The sequence below is a fragment of the Xanthomonas sp. CPBF 426 genome, assembly GCF_903989465.1.
Classification (GTDB): Bacteria; Pseudomonadota; Gammaproteobacteria; order Xanthomonadales; family Xanthomonadaceae; genus Xanthomonas; species Xanthomonas euroxanthea.
In genome coordinates this window covers 920,317-936,379 of the sequence record NZ_LR861805.1, presented here as the reverse complement: position 1 = coordinate 936,379, position 16,063 = coordinate 920,317, and the positions used below count along the sequence as shown (strand labels likewise).

Below are 16,063 nucleotides of genomic sequence, written 5' to 3'. Positions count from 1 at the left end.
CATGCCGGCAGCGCGTCAGCAACGTGGTGCGGCGGTGGAAGCGGCCGCCCGCGCGCTGCTGGAGCAGGCCGGGCTGCGGTTGGTGGTGGGCAATGCCAGCTACCGCGGCGGCGAACTGGATCTGGTGATGCGCGACGGACAGGCGCTGGTGTTCGTGGAGGTGCGTTATCGCCGCGACAACCGCTTCGGCGGTGGCGCGGCATCGGTGGATGCGCGCAAGCGCCGCAAGCTGGTGCTGGCCGCGCAATTGTTCCTTGCCTATCACCCGGCACTGGCGACACTGCCGTGCCGCTTCGACGTGGTGGAAGCCAGCGGCGAGCCGCCGGTGCTGAACTGGATCCGCGACGCCTTCCGCGCCGACGACTGCTGACAACGACCCACGCGCGATGCCCACCATCATCACCCACGCCGCCGTGCCGCTGGCGCTCTGGTGCGCCAGTGAACGCGGCCGCCTGTCGCCACGCCTGCTCGCTGCCGGCATCGTCGCGGCGATGTTGCCGGACGCCGATGTGCTGGCGTTCGCGTTGCATGTTCCGTACGCCGATGCGTTCGGCCATCGCGGCGCCAGCCATTCGCTGCTGTTCGCCGGGCTGATCGCGCTGCTGGGCAGTGTTGCGCATCGCCTGTTGCGTGCGGACGCGCTGCAGGCAGCAACGTTCTTGTGCGTCTGCGCCGCCTCGCATCCGCTGCTGGATGCGATGACCTCCGGCGGATTGGGCGTTGCGCTGGCCTGGCCATGGAGCGAGGCACGCTGGTTCGCACCGTGGCGGCCGATCCGCGTGTCGCCCTTCGTCAATGGTTTCTTCAATGCGCGCGGCCTGGCCACGCTGCTCTCCGAGCTGCGCTGGGTCTGGCTGCCGCTCACCGCCGCCGCGCTGGGATGGAGATGCATCCAGCGCGCGGCACCACAGGATCACCTGTCATGACCGATGTGCTTCCCACTGCCCTGGCCGACTTGCTGGCCGCGCGGCTTGGCCCCGATGGCTGGCTGACCGGCGCCGACGCGCGGCGCCGCCATGGCGAAGACGATTCGCGCCGCTGGGCCTTGCCCGCCGCCGTCGCCCTGCCGCGCGATACCGAGGAGGTGGTGGCGATCGTGCAGGCCTGTCGCGCCCATGGCGTGCCGATCGTGGCGCGTGGCGCGGGCACCGGCACCACCGGTGCGGCAGTGCCGTTTTCCGGCGGCGTGGTGGTGTCGATGGCGCGCATGAATCGCATCGTGGCCTTGCGCCCGGAAGACCGCTGCGCCGTGGTGCAACCGGGCCTGCTCAACGGCGAACTGCAGCAGGCCCTGCAGCCGCACGGCCTGTTCTGGCCGCCGGATCCGTCCAGCGCGGACATCTGCAGCGTCGGCGGCAACCTGGCCACCAATGCCGGCGGCCCGCGCGCGGTGAAATACGGCGCCACCCGCGACAATGTGCTCGGCCTGGTCGCTGTGACCGGCACCGGCGAGGTGATCCGCTGCGGCGGTGCATACACGAAAAATTCCACCGGTTACGACCTGACGCATCTGCTGGTCGGCAGCGAAGGCACTCTGGCGATCATCGTCGAGGCGACCTTGAAGCTGACACCACGTGCGATCGCACAAGCCGGTTTGCGCGCGCTGTATCGCGACGCGGCCAGCGCCGCGGCAGCGGTGTCGCGCATCATGGCGCAACCGACCACGCCGACAATGCTGGAATTCATGGATGCCAGTGCGATTGCGCTATTGCGCCGCAACGGCAGCGACGTGCCCGAGGCCGGCGCGATGCTGCTGATCGAAGCCGATGGCGATCACGACACCCTGCCCTACGCGCTGCAGGCCTTGCACGCTGCAGCCGATGGCGAGGGCGTGGTGAGCCTGGACGTGGCCGCCGATGGCAGCGCGCGCGACAAGCTGTGGGCGGCACGCCGCGCACTGTCGCCGGCGCTGCGCACGATCAAGCCCGGCAAGATCAACGAAGACGTGGTGGTGCCGGTGTCGCGCATCCCCGACCTGGTGGCCGGCGTGGAGGCATTGGCTGCGGAATTCGCGCTGCCGATTGTGGCTTTCGGCCATGCCGGCAATGGCAACCTGCACGTCAACATCATGTACGACCCGGCCGATGCCGACGAAGACGCACGCGCCCATGCCGCATTGCCGCGCCTGTTTGCGCTGGTGCTGGCGCTGGAAGGCACGCTCTCCGGCGAGCACGGCATCGGCGTGGCCAAGCGCGATTTCATGGCCCAGGCCTTCAGCGCACCGACGCTGGCGGCGATGCGTGCGATCAAGGCCGCGCTGGATCCGGACGGGATCCTGAATCCGGGCAAGGTGCTGCCACCGCTCGAGTGACGCTGCCGCCTCAGCGCGTCACCCCGATGAAGCGCAGCCCCACGCCCGGTTCGGTGACGATGTAACGCGGGGCGGCGGCATCGTCGTGCAGTTTCTGGCGCAGCTTGCCGACCAGGATGCGCAGGTAATGGGTGTCGTCTTCATGGGTGGGGCCCCACACCTCGCGTAGCAGCTGCGGTTGGGTGACCACGCGGCCGGCGTGCTTGAACAGCAGCGCGAGCAGGGCGTATTCCTTGCGACTCAAGGGCACCGCCTCGCCATCGAGGGTGACCTCGCGCAGGCCCAGATGGATGTGCAGGCGGCCGTCGTCGAACACGCTCTCCTCCACCGTGCTGCCGGCGCCGGCCTGGCGCAGCAGCGCGCGGATGCGCGCCATCAGTTCCTGCACGCCGAACGGCTTGGTGACGTAGTCGTTGGCGCCGGCATCGAGCGCGGCGACCTTTTCGGTTTCGCCGGCGCGCACGGTGAGCATGATCACCGGCACGCTGGACCACTGGCGGATCTCGCGCAGCACCTCGTGGCCGTCGCGATCGGGCAGGCCGATGTCCAGCACCACCAGTTCGGCGCCCTGCCCGGCCAGCATGGCCAGGCCTTCCTCGGCGGTGCCGGCCTGCAGCACGCGATACCCCTGTGCGCGCAGGCTGATGTCGAGAAAGCGGCGGATCTGCGGCTCGTCGTCGACGATCAGCACGCGGGCAGGCGGGATGGCAGTGGGGTCAGTCGGCATCGGGGCGAGGTGGCGCGGCGGGAACGAGCAACGGCAGCGTAATGCGGATCGTGGTGCCGTGACCATCGGCGCCGGCCAGCGCCTCCACGCTGCCGCCATGCGCGCCGATCATGCCCTGGCAGATGGTCAGGCCCAGCCCGGTGCCATGGCGGCCGCGGTCGCCACGCTCCACGCTGTAGAACATGTCGAAGATGCGCGCGCGCTCGTCCTCGGGAATGCCGGGGCCCTGGTCGCCGATATCGATCTGCAGGGCGCCGGCCTGCAGCCGCGCCTGCACGGTGACGGCCACGCCGGCTGGTGAAAATTTCGCCGCGTTCTCCAGCACGTTGAAGATCGCCTGCTCCACCAGTGCCGGGTGCACCCAGATCGCCGGCAGGTCGGCAGCCAGCTCCAGCTGCAGGCGCACCGCCGGCTGGTAGCGCTGCAGCCGCCGCGTGGCCGAGCCGATCAACTCGTCCACGCCGATCCAGTCGCGCTTCAAGGTCAGCCCGGTATGGCCGAGCCGGGTCATGTCGAGCAGGTTCTGGATGTAGCGATCCAGCCGCTCGCCTTCGAGCTGGATGGTGTCCAGCAGGCTGTGGCGGTCCTGCGCGTCCATCGCATCGCCGTAGCTGGCCAGGCTGCTGGCCGAGCCGATCATCGAGGCCAGCGGCGAGCGCAGATCGTGCGAGACCGAGGACAGCAATGCCGAGCGCAGGCGCTCGGTTTCGCCACTGACGCGCGCGCCCTCCAGATCGGCGACCAGGCGCGTGCGCAGCGCTGCCTGGCCGATGTCCTCCACCATCGCTTCGGCCAGCCGACGTTGCTCCAAGCCGGGCCGCTGCACGCTCTGACGAAAGCGCAGCGCGGCCACGCCCAGGCTGCCACGTTCGTGCCGCACCGGCAGGCACCACCACTGCGCGCCGGCCAGCGTATCGGTGAAGTGGCCGGCCGGCTGCCCGTGGCGCTGGGTCCACTCCGCCGCGCTGCGATCGAGTGCGCCGAAGCTGGCCGGCGCATCGCTTTCGCGTTGCTCCAGCCGCAACCAGGCCTCGGCATCCAGTGCAGTGGCCAGCGCACGGCGGCCGGCTTCCAGCACCTGCCCCAGGTCGGCGGCGGTGCTGAGCTCGCGGGCCAGCGCCTGCAGTGCATTGGCATGCGCGTTGGCGGCGCGCAGGGCCAGCACCTGGCTGCGCAGGCGCGAGGCCAGGCGGCCGGCGACCAGGGCGGCGATCAGGAACAGGCATACCGTCACCACGCCCTGGCGCGCGCTGATGTGCAGGGTGAAGCGCGGTTCGATGAAGAAGAAGTTGTAGGCGACAAAACTCAGCAGCGCGGCGATCACCGCCGCGGCCATGCGTGTGCGCGAGGCCACCAGCACCACCGCGACGATGAACACCATCGACAGGTCGTCGATGTCGGTCCAGCGCTGGATCACCCACGCCACCGCGACCGCTGCAGCGGCGGCGATCGCCGCAAACGCCAGGTCGTAGCGCTGCAGCCACTGGCGCGGATTGCGCCAACGCTGGCGCGCGCGTGCACGCGCATCGGCGGAGCTGACGATGACCAGCTCGTAATGCGCGCCACGCTGCAGCAGTTGCTGGGTCAGCGTGCGGTTGAACATGCGCGCCAGCGGGCGTTCGCGCGTGCGCCCCAGCACCAGCGTGGACACGCCGTTTTGCGCAGCGAAATCCAGCAATGCCTGCGCGACGTTGGCGCCATGCAGCAGCGCGGTATCGCCACCCAACCGACGTGTCAGTGCGAACGCGCGGTCGATCTCCAGCTGCCAGGCGGCATCGGCCACGGTGCGTGTCTGCACGGTGACCACCGTCCACGGCGCATCGCGTCGCTCGGACAACCGCCGCGCCACCCGCACCAGATAATCCGAGCTGCCACGCCCATCGATGGCCACCACCACGCGGCGACGCAAGGCGGCGGTGCCGGGCAGGCCGCGCGCGGCCTGGGTGTCGCGCAGATCGCTGTCGACGCGGTCGGCCGCGGTCTGCATCGCCAGCTCGCGCAGGGCGGTGAGGTTGGAGGGCGAGAAGAACGCCTGCAAGGCCTGCGTGGCCTGTTCGGGCAGATACACCTTGCCCTGCTGCAGGCGCTCGATCAGTTCGCGTGGCGGCAGATCCACCAGCACGATGTCGCGCAGGCGATCGAACACCGCATCGGGCACGGTCTCGGACACGCGCACCCCGGTGATGCGCAGCACGATGTCGTTGAGGCTTTCCAGATGCTGGATGTTGACCGTGGTGTAGACATCGATGCCGGCATCGAGCAGTTCCACGATGTCCTGCCAGCGCCGCTCGTGCCGGCTGCCCGGCACGTTGCGGTGGGCCAGCTCGTCGATCAGGGCTAGCTTCGGCTTGCGCGCGAGCAAGGCGTCCAGGTCGAGCTCTTCCAGCTGCCGGCCCTGGTAGCTGATGCGGGTACGCGCCAGCAACGGCAGGCCATCCAGCAGTGCGGCGGTCTCGCTGCGGCCGTGCGTTTCCACCACTCCGGCCACCACGTCCATGCCCTGGCGCAGGCGCTCACGCGCGCGCGACAACATGGCGTAGGTCTTGCCCACGCCCGGCGCGGCGCCCAGAAAAACGGTCAGACGCCCGCCGTGTTCGCGCTGCAGTTCGCCGATCAGCGCGTCGGCTTGTTGGGTGCGGGCGTCGATCATCGGGAATGGGGAATAGGGAATGGGGAATCGCAAAGCCTACAGCTGCCCGCTGATCCTAGTGCTTTTGCTTCATCCCATTCTCGATTCCCGACTCCCCATTCCCGGCGCGATCCAGCGCCAGGTTCAGCGCCAGCACATTCACCCGCGGCTGCCCGAGCAGGCCTAACTGTGGCGATTCGGTGGCGGCCTGGACCAGCGCGGCGACCCGTTGCTCCGGCCAGCCGCGCGCGGTGGCGACGCGGCGCAGTTGCACCTGCACCGCGGCCGGGCTCAGATGCGGGTCCAGGCCGCTGCCGGACTGGGTCAGCAATTCGCCGGGGACTGCCTCCGGCGCGATGCCGTCGCGCGCCGCCACCTCGGCGCGCGTGGCGGCGATGCGGGTCTGCAGGTCGGGATTGGAAAGCGCCTGGTTGCTGCCGGCCGCCGCGGTCGGGTCGTACTTGGCGGCCGAGGGGCGTGGCTGGAAATAGCGCGCATCGGCAAACGGCTGGGCCACCAGGGCCGAGCCGACCACCCGCGCGTCATCGCGCAGCAGCGAGCCGTGCGCCTGCACCGGGAACAGCGCGCCGGTGATGCCGGTGGCGACCAGCGAATAGCTCAGGCCCAGACCCAGCAGGATGAACAGCGCCAGCATCACCGCTCCGCGCAGGGCGCCGTCGTCGCGCAACGGCAGCGACGCGGACGTACCGGTTTTCGAAGAAATCGTCATGACTCAGTTCCCCAGGGTGGCGACAAGCGCCAGGTCGATCAACTTGATGGCGGCAAACGGCAGCAACACGCCGCCCACGCCGTACATCAGCATGTTCCGGCGCAACAAGGCCGTGGCGCTGGATGGACGAAAGCGCACGCCGCGCAAGGCCAGCGGGATCAATGCCGGGATGATCAACGCATTGAAGATCAAGGCCGCCAGCACCGCATGCCGCGGGTTGGACAACTGCATCACGTTGAGCGCGGCCATCGACGGAATTGCCGCGGCAAACAACGCCGGCAGGATCGCGAAATACTTGGACACGTCGTTGGCCAGCGAGAACGTGGTCAGCGCACCGCGCGTGATCAGCTGCTGCTTGCCCACTTCGACCACCGCCAGCAGCTTGGCCGGATCCGAATCCAGGTCCACCATGTTGCCGGCCTCCTTGGCCGCCTGCGTGCCGGAGTTCATTGCCAGGCCCACATCGGCCTGGGCCAGCGCCGGCGCATCGTTGGTGCCGTCGCCCACCATCGCCACCAGCCGCCCGCCGGCCTGCTCGGCGCGGATGCGGGCCAGCTTGTCTTCCGGGCGCGCCTGGGCGATGTAATCGTCCACGCCGGCTTCGGCGGCAATCGCGGCGGCGGTGAGCGGGTTGTCGCCGGTGATCATCACCGTCTTGATACCCATCGCACGCAGCTGCGCGAACTTCTCCTTGATGCCTTGCTTGACCACGTCGCTCAGCTCGACCACGCCCAGCACATGCCGGCCTTCGGCCACCACCAGCGGGGTGGCGCCGCCGCGTGCGACCTCTTCGATACGTCCTTGCAATTCCGGTGACACCGTCGCGCCCATGCCCTGCACATACGCCACGATCGAATCGCCAGCGCCCTTGCGGATGCTGCGCCCGGCCAGATCGACGCCGGACATGCGGGTCTGCGCGGTGAAGGCGATGAAATGCGCGCCCTCCGGCTCGACAGCCACGGCACCCTGCTGGCGCGCCAGCTTGACGATGGACTTGCCTTCCGGCGTCGGGTCGGCCAGCGAGGCGAGCATGGCCGCATCGCGCAGTTGCGCACGGTCGATACCGGCCAGCGGATGGAACGCGGTGGCCTGGCGGTCGCCGTAGGTGATGGTGCCGGTCTTGTCGAGCAACAGCACGTCCACGTCGCCGGCCACTTCCACCGCCTTGCCGGATTTGGCCAGCACATTGGCCGACAGCGCGCGGTTCATGCCGGCGATGCCGATGGCCGGCAACAGCCCGCCGATGGTGGTTGGAATCAGGCATACCAGCAGCGCGATCAACAACAGCGGATCCAGCGTGACCCCGACGAAACCGGCAATTGCCGGCAACGAGGCGACCACGATCAGGAAGGTCAGCGTCATCGCCGCCAGCAACAAGGTGAGCGCGATTTCGTTCGGCGTCTTCTGCCGGTTGGCGCCTTCCACCAGGGCGATCATGCGATCGAGAAAACTCTGCCCCGGTTCGGCGGTGACCTTGAACACGATCTCGTCGGAAAGCACGCGCGTACCGCCGATCACGCCACTGCGATCGGTGCCGGCCTCGCGCAGCACCGGTGCCGATTCACCGGTCACCGCCGCTTCGTTGATCGTTGCAACACCGCGCACGATTTCGCCATCGGCCGGGACGAACTCGCCTTCGGACACCATCACGTAGTCGCCCGGGCGCAGCTCGGCCGCCGGCACGCGGGTCTCGCGGCCACCGAGTGCGGTTTCCACCCGGCGCGCGACCAGATCCTTGCGCGCACGGCGCAGCGATGCGGCCTGCCCACGCCCGCGCGCTTCGGCGATGGCCTCGGCAAAGTTGCCGAACAGCACGGTCACGAACAGGATCGCCGTCACCGCCCAGCCGAACCCGGCATTGCCATGCCCGCTGGCGGTGATCACCGCCGCCAGCACCGTGCCGCCCATCACCACCGCCATCACCGGGCTGCGCAGCAGATGCCGCGGCGCCAACTTGCGGAAGGCTGCGCGCATCGCCGCCACCAGCACGGCGGCGTCGAACAACGCTGCGTCACTGCGCTCGCGTTTTTCAGTCGTATCGATCGTAGACATTGCTCAAACTCTCAGGACGCCGCCAGGGCGAGGTGTTCAGCGATAGGACCCAGCACCAGCGCGGGCATGAACTGCAGCACGGTGAGTACCAGCACGATCGCCATCAGGGTCAGCGCAAAGGTCGGTGTTTCGACCTGCAGGCTGCCGGCCGACTCGGGCGCACGCCGCTTCACGGCCATGCGCGCGGCCACCATCAGCGGCAGGATCAATGCCGGATAGCGCCCCAGTGCCAACACCACCGAGCAACTCAGGTTCCACCAGTACGTGGCATCACCCAGCCCCTCGAAACCGGAGCCATTGTTGGCAAAGGCAGAGGTGTACTCGTAGAACACCTGGCTGATCGCGTGGAAGCCGGGATTGGAATTGGCCGTCCATGCAGGCACCGCCAGCGCCACCGCGGTGAAGCCCAGCACCACCAACGGCTGCAGCAGAATCAGCAGCGCAAGCAGCTGCACCTCGCGCGCTTCGATCTTGCGGCCGAACAGCTCCGGCGTACGCCCGGTCATCAAACCGGCCAGAAACACGCTCAGCAGCAGATACACCACAAACTGCTGCAAACCGCAGCCGACGCCGCCCCAGATCGCGTTGATCAGCATGTCCACCAGCGTGACCAGGCCGCTCAACGGCGCCAGCGAATCGTGCATCGCGTTGACCGAGCCGTTGGAGGTCTGTGTGGTCAACGCCGCCCATAACGCGGACGCATCCGCGCCGATGCGCACCTCCTTGCCTTCCATCAGGGCAGGCGAGCTGGCGCTGGCCGAATGCGCTTCGGACCACACCAACAGCGCGGTGGACGCGGCCGACATCGTCAGCATGGTGCCCAATACCAGGGCGGTGAGACGTTTGCGCCCGGTCAGGTAGCCGACCATGAACACCACGCTCATCGGCAACAGCACCAGCGCCAGCGTCTCCAGCAGATTGCTCAGCGGCGTGGGATTTTCCAGCGCCACCGAACTGTTGGGGCCGTACCAGCCGCCGCCATTGGTGCCGAGCTGCTTGACCGCGACCATCGCCGCAACCGGCCCGACCGGTATGGTCTGCTTGGGCATGCCGGCACTGCTGTCCAGCGGTGCGGCAGTGGCCGCACCCTGCAACGTGGAGGGCACGCCCTGCCAGCCAAGCAGCACCGTCCACAGCAGGCACAACGGCAGCAGGACGCGCACGCTGGCGCGGATCACATCGGCCCAGTAATTGCCGACATCCGCGTCCGGCAGGTCCTCCACGCCGGAACCCGACGGCTGCCGTCCCTGGCGCGGCATGCCCAGCTCCGGCTCGTCCGGCCCAGCCGCCAGCGACTTGGCGCCCGCCGCCGCATGAGGCAGCAGCGAGGCATCGGACACCGTTGCGGCACCTCGCCCACCGAACAATGCACGCAAGGTCGCCACCGCCAACGCCAGGCCCATCATCGGCGTCACCACCTGCAGGCCGACGATGCCGGTCATCTGCGCCAGATACGACAACTGCGCCTGGCCCGAGTAATGCTGCTGGTTGGTGTTGGTGACGAACGACACCATGGTGTGCAACGCGGTATCCCAGCGCATGTTCGGGACGGCGTCCGGGTTGAACGGCAGCCACGCCTGGGTCATGAACACTGCCCAGGTGAGCAGGCCGACCACCAGGTTGCTGAGCAAAAACGCCACCGCATAGCCGCGCCACGACATGCCCTGCTGCGGGCGGGTGCCGAGCAGTGCATACAGCGGCCGTTCGATCCAGCCGAACAGCGCATCGCCACGCATCGGGGCGCCGCGCATCACCGCCGCCAGATAGCGGCCAAGCGGCCAGGCCAGCACAATGGCCAGCGCATAGACAAGGAGAGTTTCAATCATTGGAGCGCACTCGCATCAGAAGTCTTCGGGGCGCAGGACCACGTACAACAGGTACGCAGCGGCAACGAGCACGGCCACGCCGCACAACAGGGACAACCAGGCAGGCATGTCGGCTACTCCTAGAGACGCGCGCAACGCGGCGCGATGGAGACGGTGTGCGGCGGCGCATGCAGCATCTGCGGGCCGACGAGGCAAAGCGCTGCCGCACCGCGCGCGCAGCGGCGATGGAGCAGACAGGTCAAGGGATGCATCGGAATCGTCCAGGGCGGAACCGCTCCGCCAACCTGCGCAGTGTCTTCCCCGGCTACGTAAAGTCGCTATGGACCTGCGACAGCCCTCGCGTAAATTCCGCATAAATGCTGCGCAGCGACGGTGTGCAGTCGGGAACCCTGACCATGCAGCCGTTCCAGGCAACCACGACTTCTAGTTCGTCCACACCCTCCGGTGCCGACTCAGGACGACCAGCTTTTGAGTCGGGGCGTTATGAAGCTGTAGCAACGCTCTGCCGGTCGAGGGCGCGGCCCTCACCTGAAAAGCTGTCTGTCATGCGGTGTGCATCAGACCCGGAGCCGATGCTTCATGATCGAGCAAGGCACATCCAGCACTGCTCTTGCCATGCACACCGACCAACTCGCTTGGTCCTTGCCCGCTCACCATCGCGGGACCTTACGCGGCACGGATGCCGCGTAAGAGCCTCCATGGACGGATTCACGGTGTGTCCCGCGATGGTGGGCGGGCAAGGGCCCCGCAGCAAACTCGCAGCATCGAGGGCGCGGCGCCCTCACCGCTTGCGGGACACGCCGTAAACCCATCCCTGGGGGCTCGGTGGCGGCATCCATGCCGCCACACGGTCCCGCAACCGGCAAGGACACCGCACCAGACAGTTGCTCGGCGCTCATCTGAAAAGCTGTCTGTCGTGCGGTGTGCATCAGACCTGTAGCCGATGCTTCAATGATCGAACAAGGCGCATCCAGCACTGCTCTTCCATGCACACCGACCAACTCGATAGGTCCTTGCCCGCCCACCGTCGCGGGACCTTACGCGGCATGGATGCCGCGTAAGAGCCTACATGGACGTACTTGCGGCGTGTCCTGCGAGGGTGGGCGGGCAAGGGCCCTGCAGCAAACCCGCAGCATAGAGGGCGCGGCGCCCCAGCCACCCGCGGAACAGGCAGCAACTCCGCACTTGAAGACTCCCACATATGCGGCCTGTCGACGGAACGCTCACTGCCGCTGCACTAACGTGCCGACGTCATCCATCAGAGTCCTTGCACATGCCTGTCAGCTACTCGATCAGCCTGCCCGACCCCAAGCTCGCCCGTGGCGGCGATGCGAGCGTGAGCTTCACCGCCCATGGTGCCGAGGCCTTTGCCGAACAGCTGCAGGCCGCCTTGCGTGATCCGGACTGGTTCGATCGCTGGCGCCTGCTGCAGGCCGACCCGGATGCGGTGGACCCCAGCCTGGGCGTCACCGATCCCTCGGCGACGGTGACCGGCAAGCAGGGCGACCTGCGGATCGACCTGGTCGCCACCACCAGCATCCCCGGCGACCTGCTCAAGCAGCGCATGCAGGCCCTGGCCGGGCACCACTGGGAGCTGCGCGACGTGCGTTGACTCTATTGCCGCCGTGCGTACAGCGCGGCGGCAATATCCTCAGGTCGGTGCGCCGTGTGCCACCCGCCGCGGCCAGCGCCATTTCAGATTCACCGCCAGCGTGCCGACCACGATCAACGCCAGGCCCAACCACTGCACCGGCACCAATGCGTGGCCGTAGAGCAGATAGTCCAGCAATAGCGTCACCAGCGGATACACGAACGCCAGCACCGCGATCGTGGCCACATGCAGATGGCGATAGGACGAATAGAACAGCACATAGACGATGCCGCTGTGGATCACGCCCAGGCCCACCAACCACAGCCAATGCAGGCCCGGATGCAATACGGCGCCGTTGGAAAACCCGGCCAGCAGAAACGTGCCGACCCAGCACTGCACGGTCACCACCGCCAGCGGCCGCTCACGGCTGATGCGACGCGACATCAGCAACGAGGCACCGCACAGCAACGCTGCCAACAGCGTGAGGGCAATGCCGATCAGGTAGCCACGATCGGCCGCCTGCCACAAGCGTGCCGGATCTGCCGAGCAGGCCACGCCGACGAATGCCAGCAGCGTCCAGCCCAGATCGGCACGCCGCGTGCGCTCGCCCTGCAACAATGCGGCCAGGAGCAGCATCACGAACGGGAACACGTGGTAGACCATGGTCGCCACGCCGATCGACGAGCGCGCCATCCCCGCGAACAATGCCACCCAGTTCAACACCAGCAGCACGCCGCTGATGGTGGCATTACGCAACAGCGCACGCTCGCGCCACAGTCCTTGCAGCTGTCCACCGATCACCCCGCACACGCTGAGAAACAGCGCACCGAACAGGCAGCGATAGAACACCGCCGTCACCGGATCCTGCCCGCTTTCGTGCACGAATACGCCGACCGATCCAATCAACACTTCGGCAACCAGCAATTGCCAGATCGCACGTCGCCCAGCGCCGGCCGATGCCGCTTGCACATACACGGGCGTGCTCATGGCGTAATGGTTCCCTGCAGGTACTGGACGGCGCTGCCGCGCACGTTGACGTGCCGCGGTACGACCCGGCACTGCAGTTGGCCGCTCCGCGCAAGGTCCTGCAGCGCAGTGGGCCACGTGCTGACCGGCCGCTGTGCCCAGCGTGGTGCATGCGCAGCATCGATCGATTGGGTGAGCGGCCCTTCGCCAACGCCATCGGAAGGGCGGAAATAGCGGGCAACAGCAAACGCAGCAAGCAGCACGGCCAACCTCACGGACGAGAAGACATACCCGGCGTACTCACCGGGCACGCCCAGTCTGCAACGTGCCACACGACCATGACAGATTCAGATACGCTGCAAATCGACCAATACAGATGGAAGGCGCCCGCAGATGCTGCTGTATGAATCGCTGGCCACGCAGCTGCGGCAGCAGATCGAAGGTGGCACCCTGCGTGCCGGCGAGCGCCTGCCCTCGATCCGGCAACTCGCTGCCAACCACGGCATCAGCACCGCCACCGCCGTGCAGGCCTGTCTGCAACTGGAACGCGAAGGGCGCGTGCAAGCGCGCCCGCGCTCGGGCTACTTCGTGCGCGGCACGGCGTCATCATTGCCGGCCGCAGCCCTCCTCCCGCGTCGGCGCAAACCGGGCATGGTCGACAACCCGGCCTTGCAGCGCGTGCTCGAGACCCTGGCGCGTACCGACCTGGTGCCGCTGCACACCGCCACGCCCGCGCCTGCGCTGTTGCCCACCGCGCACCTGGCCGCAGCCCTGGCGCGGCAGTTGCGTCGCCAGCGCACGGCTGCGTTGGATTACGCACCGCCGCAGGGCCACGCCGCACTGCGCCGCCAGATCGCACAGCGGTATGCACATTGCGCAACCACCGTCGATGCCGACGAAGTGGTGATCACCGCCGGCGCGATGGAAGCGATCAGCCTGGCGCTGCGCACGCTCACCGCACCGGGCGATGTGGTGCTGGTGGAAACACCCACCTATCACGGCATCCTGCAGGCTGTGGCTGCGCTGCGCCTCAAGGTGCTGGAGGTACCCAATCGCCCCGGTCAGGGTATCGATGTCGCACGTGTGGATGCGCTGCTGCAGCGCACCCCGGTGCGTGCGGCAGTGCTGATCCCCAACTTCAACAATCCAAACGGCAGCCTCACTCCCGACAGCGCCAAGCGCGCATTGCTCGACAGCTGCGCCCGCCATGGCACGGTGGTGATCGAAGACGACATCTATGGCGAACTGGATTGGTCGGGCCAGCGCCCGCGCCCGCTGCGCCACTTCGACACCCATGCCAACGTGATCACCTGCGGCTCGTTCTCCAAGGTGCTGTCACCCGGCTTGCGTGTGGGCTGGTTGCTCGGTGGCGACTGGACCGACGCCCTGGTACGCGCCAAGTACTTTTCCACTGTCGGCAGCGCCAGCCTGCCGCAACTGGCACTGGCCGATTATCTGGCGCAACACGATCTGGAACGGCACCTGCGCAAGCTGCGCCGCACGCTGGCCGACAACGGGCAGCGGCTGCGCGATGCGATCGTGCGGCACTGGCCGCAGGACACACGCGTGGGCGAGCCGGCCGGCGGATTATCGCTATGGCTGCAATTGCCCGACGCCGGCAGCGGGCAAGCCCTGTTCGAAGCCGCGCTGGCAGAGCGCATCGGCACCTCGCCCGGCCATCTGTACTCCAGCCGTGGCGACTACGCAGATCACCTGCGCCTGACCTGTGGCCAGCCGTGGAGCGATACGCTGGAGCGCGCGATGCGGCGGCTGGGCAAGCTTGCGGCGCAGGTGGCGCGTTAGCCGTTCTTGGTGGTTCGCATCAACTTGCGCGCTGGCTGGACGCGCGGTCATCCAGGCAACGTCGTCATGCCCTGCTTGCACCATGCACAGCGACCATCCTGGCTGGTCCTTGCCCGCCCACCGTTGCGGGACCTTACGCGGCATGGATGCCGCGTAAGAGCCTACATGGACGTACTTGCGGCGTGTCCTGCGAGGGTGGGCGGGCAAGGGCCCCGCAGCCACGCGCAGATCGGCTGCTCTACAAGGCCAGCTGCCCGCTCCACCGGGCGTCGCCCGTCCCTCATCCGCCAGTGAGCCCGTACCCTCATCCGCCCCTGCGGGGCATCTTCTCCCGAGGGGAGAAGGGAGCCAGGCCGCACGTCAGCCGTTTTACCAGCTGGCCTCCCCTCCGCCGGGCGTCGGCCCTCCCCTCATCCGCCCCTGCGGGGCTCCTTCTCTCGGGGGGGGGAGAAGGAAGTTCAGCTCGACACCTTACTCATGCCACGGCGCGCGCAATACGGCAGCGCGGCAACGCAACGCGATGCGAACCACCGCCATGCGCCGTCTCATGGCACGCAGCACCACCCGCTTGCCCAAAACGATCAACCACGCAACGCCGCGGCATGGTGTGCAATGTGCTCGCCGATAAAGCTGGCGATGAAGTAATAGCTGTGGTCGTAACCGGGCTGCAGCCGCACCGTGACCGGATAACCGGCGGCCTTGGCGGCCTGTTCAAACAGCGACGTCTTCAGCTGGTTTTCGAGGAATTCATCGCCATCGCCCTGGTCGATCAACAGCGGCAGGCGCTCCTGTGCCTGTGCGATCAACGCAGTGGCGTCGTACGCTTTCCACGCTGCGCGGTCCGGCCCCAGATACTGGCCAAACGCTTTCTCGCCCCATGGCACCAGGCTGGGCGCGACGATCGGCGAGAACGCCGACACGCTGCGATAGCGGCCCGGATTCTTCAATGCGATGGTCAGGGCGCCATGGCCGCCCATCGAGTGGCCGCTGATCGCGCGCGCACCGGTGGTGGCAAAGTGCGCTTCGATCAACGCCGGCAATTCGTTCACCACATAGTCGTACATGCGGTAATGCGCCGCCCACGGTTGCTCGGTGGCATCGACGTAGAAGCCGGCGCCCTTGCCGATGTCGTAGCCGTCCGCGTCGGCCACATCGTCGCCACGCGGGCTGGTGTCGGGGGCGACCAGGATCACGCCATGCTCGGCCGCGTAGCGCTGCGCGCCGGCCTTGCTGATGAAGTTCTGTTCGGTGCAGGTCAGGCCGCTGAGCCAGTACAGCACCGGTAGCGGGCCATCGGCGGCCTGCGGCGGCAGATAGACGCCCACCTGCATGCTGCAGTTCAAGCTCTGCGATTGATGCCGATAGACATCTTGCCAGCCGCCGAAGCAGGCATGGTGTTCGATACGTTCCATGAGATTCCTTCGATAA

At 67.7% G+C, this 16,063-nt stretch carries 13 protein-coding genes; 5 read left to right on the top strand and 8 right to left on the bottom strand.

Going from position 1 to position 16,063, the window contains the following annotated elements; all coding sequences use genetic code 11:
- Position 1 precedes the first annotated feature (1 nt).
- Genes H7A87_RS03860 through H7A87_RS03850 form a run of 3 tightly spaced genes read left to right on the top strand, consistent with a single transcriptional unit; the run spans position 2 to position 2,311 of the window.
- Positions 2-370 carry a YraN family protein gene (locus H7A87_RS03860; protein ID WP_104584541.1) on the top strand — a complete coding sequence of 123 codons (369 nt, stop codon included), beginning with the start codon at positions 2-4 and terminating at the stop codon, positions 368-370.
- A 16-nt stretch (positions 371-386) separates the two neighbouring features.
- Positions 387-926 (top strand): metal-dependent hydrolase, encoded by a 540-nt coding sequence (locus H7A87_RS03855; RefSeq protein WP_119129619.1) that lies wholly within the window; start codon positions 387-389, stop codon positions 924-926.
- Positions 923-2,311, top strand: coding sequence for an FAD-linked oxidase C-terminal domain-containing protein (locus H7A87_RS03850; protein WP_104649694.1), 1,389 nt, complete (start codon positions 923-925; stop codon positions 2,309-2,311). Before H7A87_RS03855 ends, H7A87_RS03850 begins: the two co-directional genes overlap by 4 nt.
- 10 nt (positions 2,312-2,321) lie before the next feature.
- On the opposite strand, the gene H7A87_RS03845 is transcribed toward H7A87_RS03850, so the two are convergent.
- From H7A87_RS03845 to H7A87_RS03820, 6 genes are read right to left on the bottom strand one after another with little or no spacing between them, the layout of a single operon-like run.
- Entirely contained in the window at positions 2,322-3,038 is a 717-nt protein-coding gene (locus H7A87_RS03845; protein ID WP_119129618.1) for a response regulator transcription factor, read from the bottom strand.
- Positions 3,028-5,688, bottom strand: a complete 2,661-nt coding sequence (locus H7A87_RS03840) for a sensor histidine kinase KdpD (RefSeq protein WP_119129617.1) — start codon at positions 5,686-5,688, stop codon at positions 3,028-3,030. The genes H7A87_RS03845 and H7A87_RS03840 overlap by 11 nt, the downstream gene beginning before the upstream one ends.
- 55 nt (positions 5,689-5,743) lie before the next feature.
- Entirely contained in the window at positions 5,744-6,397 is a 654-nt protein-coding gene (kdpC, locus tag H7A87_RS03835; RefSeq protein WP_119129616.1) for a potassium-transporting ATPase subunit KdpC, read from the bottom strand.
- A 3-nt stretch (positions 6,398-6,400) separates the two neighbouring features.
- Positions 6,401-8,449 carry a potassium-transporting ATPase subunit KdpB gene (gene kdpB, locus H7A87_RS03830; RefSeq protein ID WP_119129615.1) on the bottom strand — a complete coding sequence of 683 codons (2,049 nt, stop codon included), beginning with the start codon at positions 8,447-8,449 and terminating at the stop codon, positions 6,401-6,403.
- An 11-nt stretch (positions 8,450-8,460) separates the two neighbouring features.
- On the bottom strand, positions 8,461-10,275 hold the full coding sequence (kdpA, locus tag H7A87_RS03825) for a potassium-transporting ATPase subunit KdpA (protein WP_119129614.1): 1,815 nt from the start codon (positions 10,273-10,275) through the stop codon (positions 8,461-8,463).
- A gap of 15 nt (positions 10,276-10,290) precedes the next feature.
- Positions 10,291-10,383, bottom strand: coding sequence for a potassium-transporting ATPase subunit F (locus H7A87_RS03820; protein WP_006452907.1), 93 nt, complete (start codon positions 10,381-10,383; stop codon positions 10,291-10,293).
- Positions 10,384-11,548: 1,165 nt separating this feature from the next.
- On the opposite strand from H7A87_RS03820, the gene H7A87_RS03815 reads away from it, so the two are divergent.
- Positions 11,549-11,887: a hypothetical protein gene (locus H7A87_RS03815; RefSeq protein ID WP_180496887.1), complete on the top strand. Its 339-nt coding sequence runs from the start codon at positions 11,549-11,551 to the stop codon at positions 11,885-11,887.
- Between the two features lie 39 nt (positions 11,888-11,926).
- Here H7A87_RS03815 and H7A87_RS03810 read toward each other — a convergent pair whose 3' ends face one another.
- The gene (locus H7A87_RS03810; RefSeq protein WP_119129612.1) at positions 11,927-12,853 is read right to left on the bottom strand and encodes a DMT family transporter; all 927 of its coding nucleotides are present in this window, start codon (positions 12,851-12,853) and stop codon (positions 11,927-11,929) included.
- 372 nt (positions 12,854-13,225) lie between these two features.
- On the opposite strand from H7A87_RS03810, the gene H7A87_RS03805 reads away from it, so the two are divergent.
- The gene (locus H7A87_RS03805) at positions 13,226-14,635 is read left to right on the top strand and encodes a PLP-dependent aminotransferase family protein (RefSeq protein WP_119129610.1); all 1,410 of its coding nucleotides are present in this window, start codon (positions 13,226-13,228) and stop codon (positions 14,633-14,635) included.
- Between the two features lie 581 nt (positions 14,636-15,216).
- Here H7A87_RS03805 and fghA read toward each other — a convergent pair.
- Positions 15,217-16,047, bottom strand: a complete 831-nt coding sequence (gene fghA / locus H7A87_RS03800; protein WP_104585996.1) for an S-formylglutathione hydrolase — start codon at positions 16,045-16,047, stop codon at positions 15,217-15,219.
- Positions 16,048-16,063: the final 16 nt, after the last annotated feature.

Excerpts from the sequence above, each read along its gene's own strand:
- H7A87_RS03850 (WP_104649694.1), top strand. The coding sequence starts at position 923 with ATGACCGATGTGCTTCCCACTGCCCTGGCCGACTTGCTGGCCGCGCGG.
- H7A87_RS03805 (WP_119129610.1), top strand. The coding sequence starts at position 13,226 with ATGCTGCTGTATGAATCGCTGGCCACGCAGCTGCGGCAGCAGATCGAA.
- H7A87_RS03845 (WP_119129618.1), bottom strand. The coding sequence starts at position 3,038 with ATGCCGACTGACCCCACTGCCATCCCGCCTGCCCGCGTGCTGATCGTC.
- kdpC (WP_119129616.1), bottom strand. The coding sequence starts at position 6,397 with ATGACGATTTCTTCGAAAACCGGTACGTCCGCGTCGCTGCCGTTGCGC.
- H7A87_RS03820 (WP_006452907.1), bottom strand. The coding sequence starts at position 10,383 with ATGCCTGCCTGGTTGTCCCTGTTGTGCGGCGTGGCCGTGCTCGTTGCC.
- kdpB (WP_119129615.1), bottom strand. The coding sequence starts at position 8,449 with ATGTCTACGATCGATACGACTGAAAAACGCGAGCGCAGTGACGCAGCG.
- H7A87_RS03860 (WP_104584541.1), top strand. The coding sequence starts at position 2 with ATGCCGGCAGCGCGTCAGCAACGTGGTGCGGCGGTGGAAGCGGCCGCC.
- H7A87_RS03840 (WP_119129617.1), bottom strand. The coding sequence starts at position 5,688 with ATGATCGACGCCCGCACCCAACAAGCCGACGCGCTGATCGGCGAACTG.
- fghA (WP_104585996.1), bottom strand. The coding sequence starts at position 16,047 with ATGGAACGTATCGAACACCATGCCTGCTTCGGCGGCTGGCAAGATGTC.
- H7A87_RS03810 (WP_119129612.1), bottom strand. The coding sequence starts at position 12,853 with ATGAGCACGCCCGTGTATGTGCAAGCGGCATCGGCCGGCGCTGGGCGA.
- H7A87_RS03855 (WP_119129619.1), top strand. The coding sequence starts at position 387 with ATGCCCACCATCATCACCCACGCCGCCGTGCCGCTGGCGCTCTGGTGC.
- kdpA (WP_119129614.1), bottom strand. The coding sequence starts at position 10,275 with ATGATTGAAACTCTCCTTGTCTATGCGCTGGCCATTGTGCTGGCCTGG.
- H7A87_RS03815 (WP_180496887.1), top strand. The coding sequence starts at position 11,549 with ATGCCTGTCAGCTACTCGATCAGCCTGCCCGACCCCAAGCTCGCCCGT.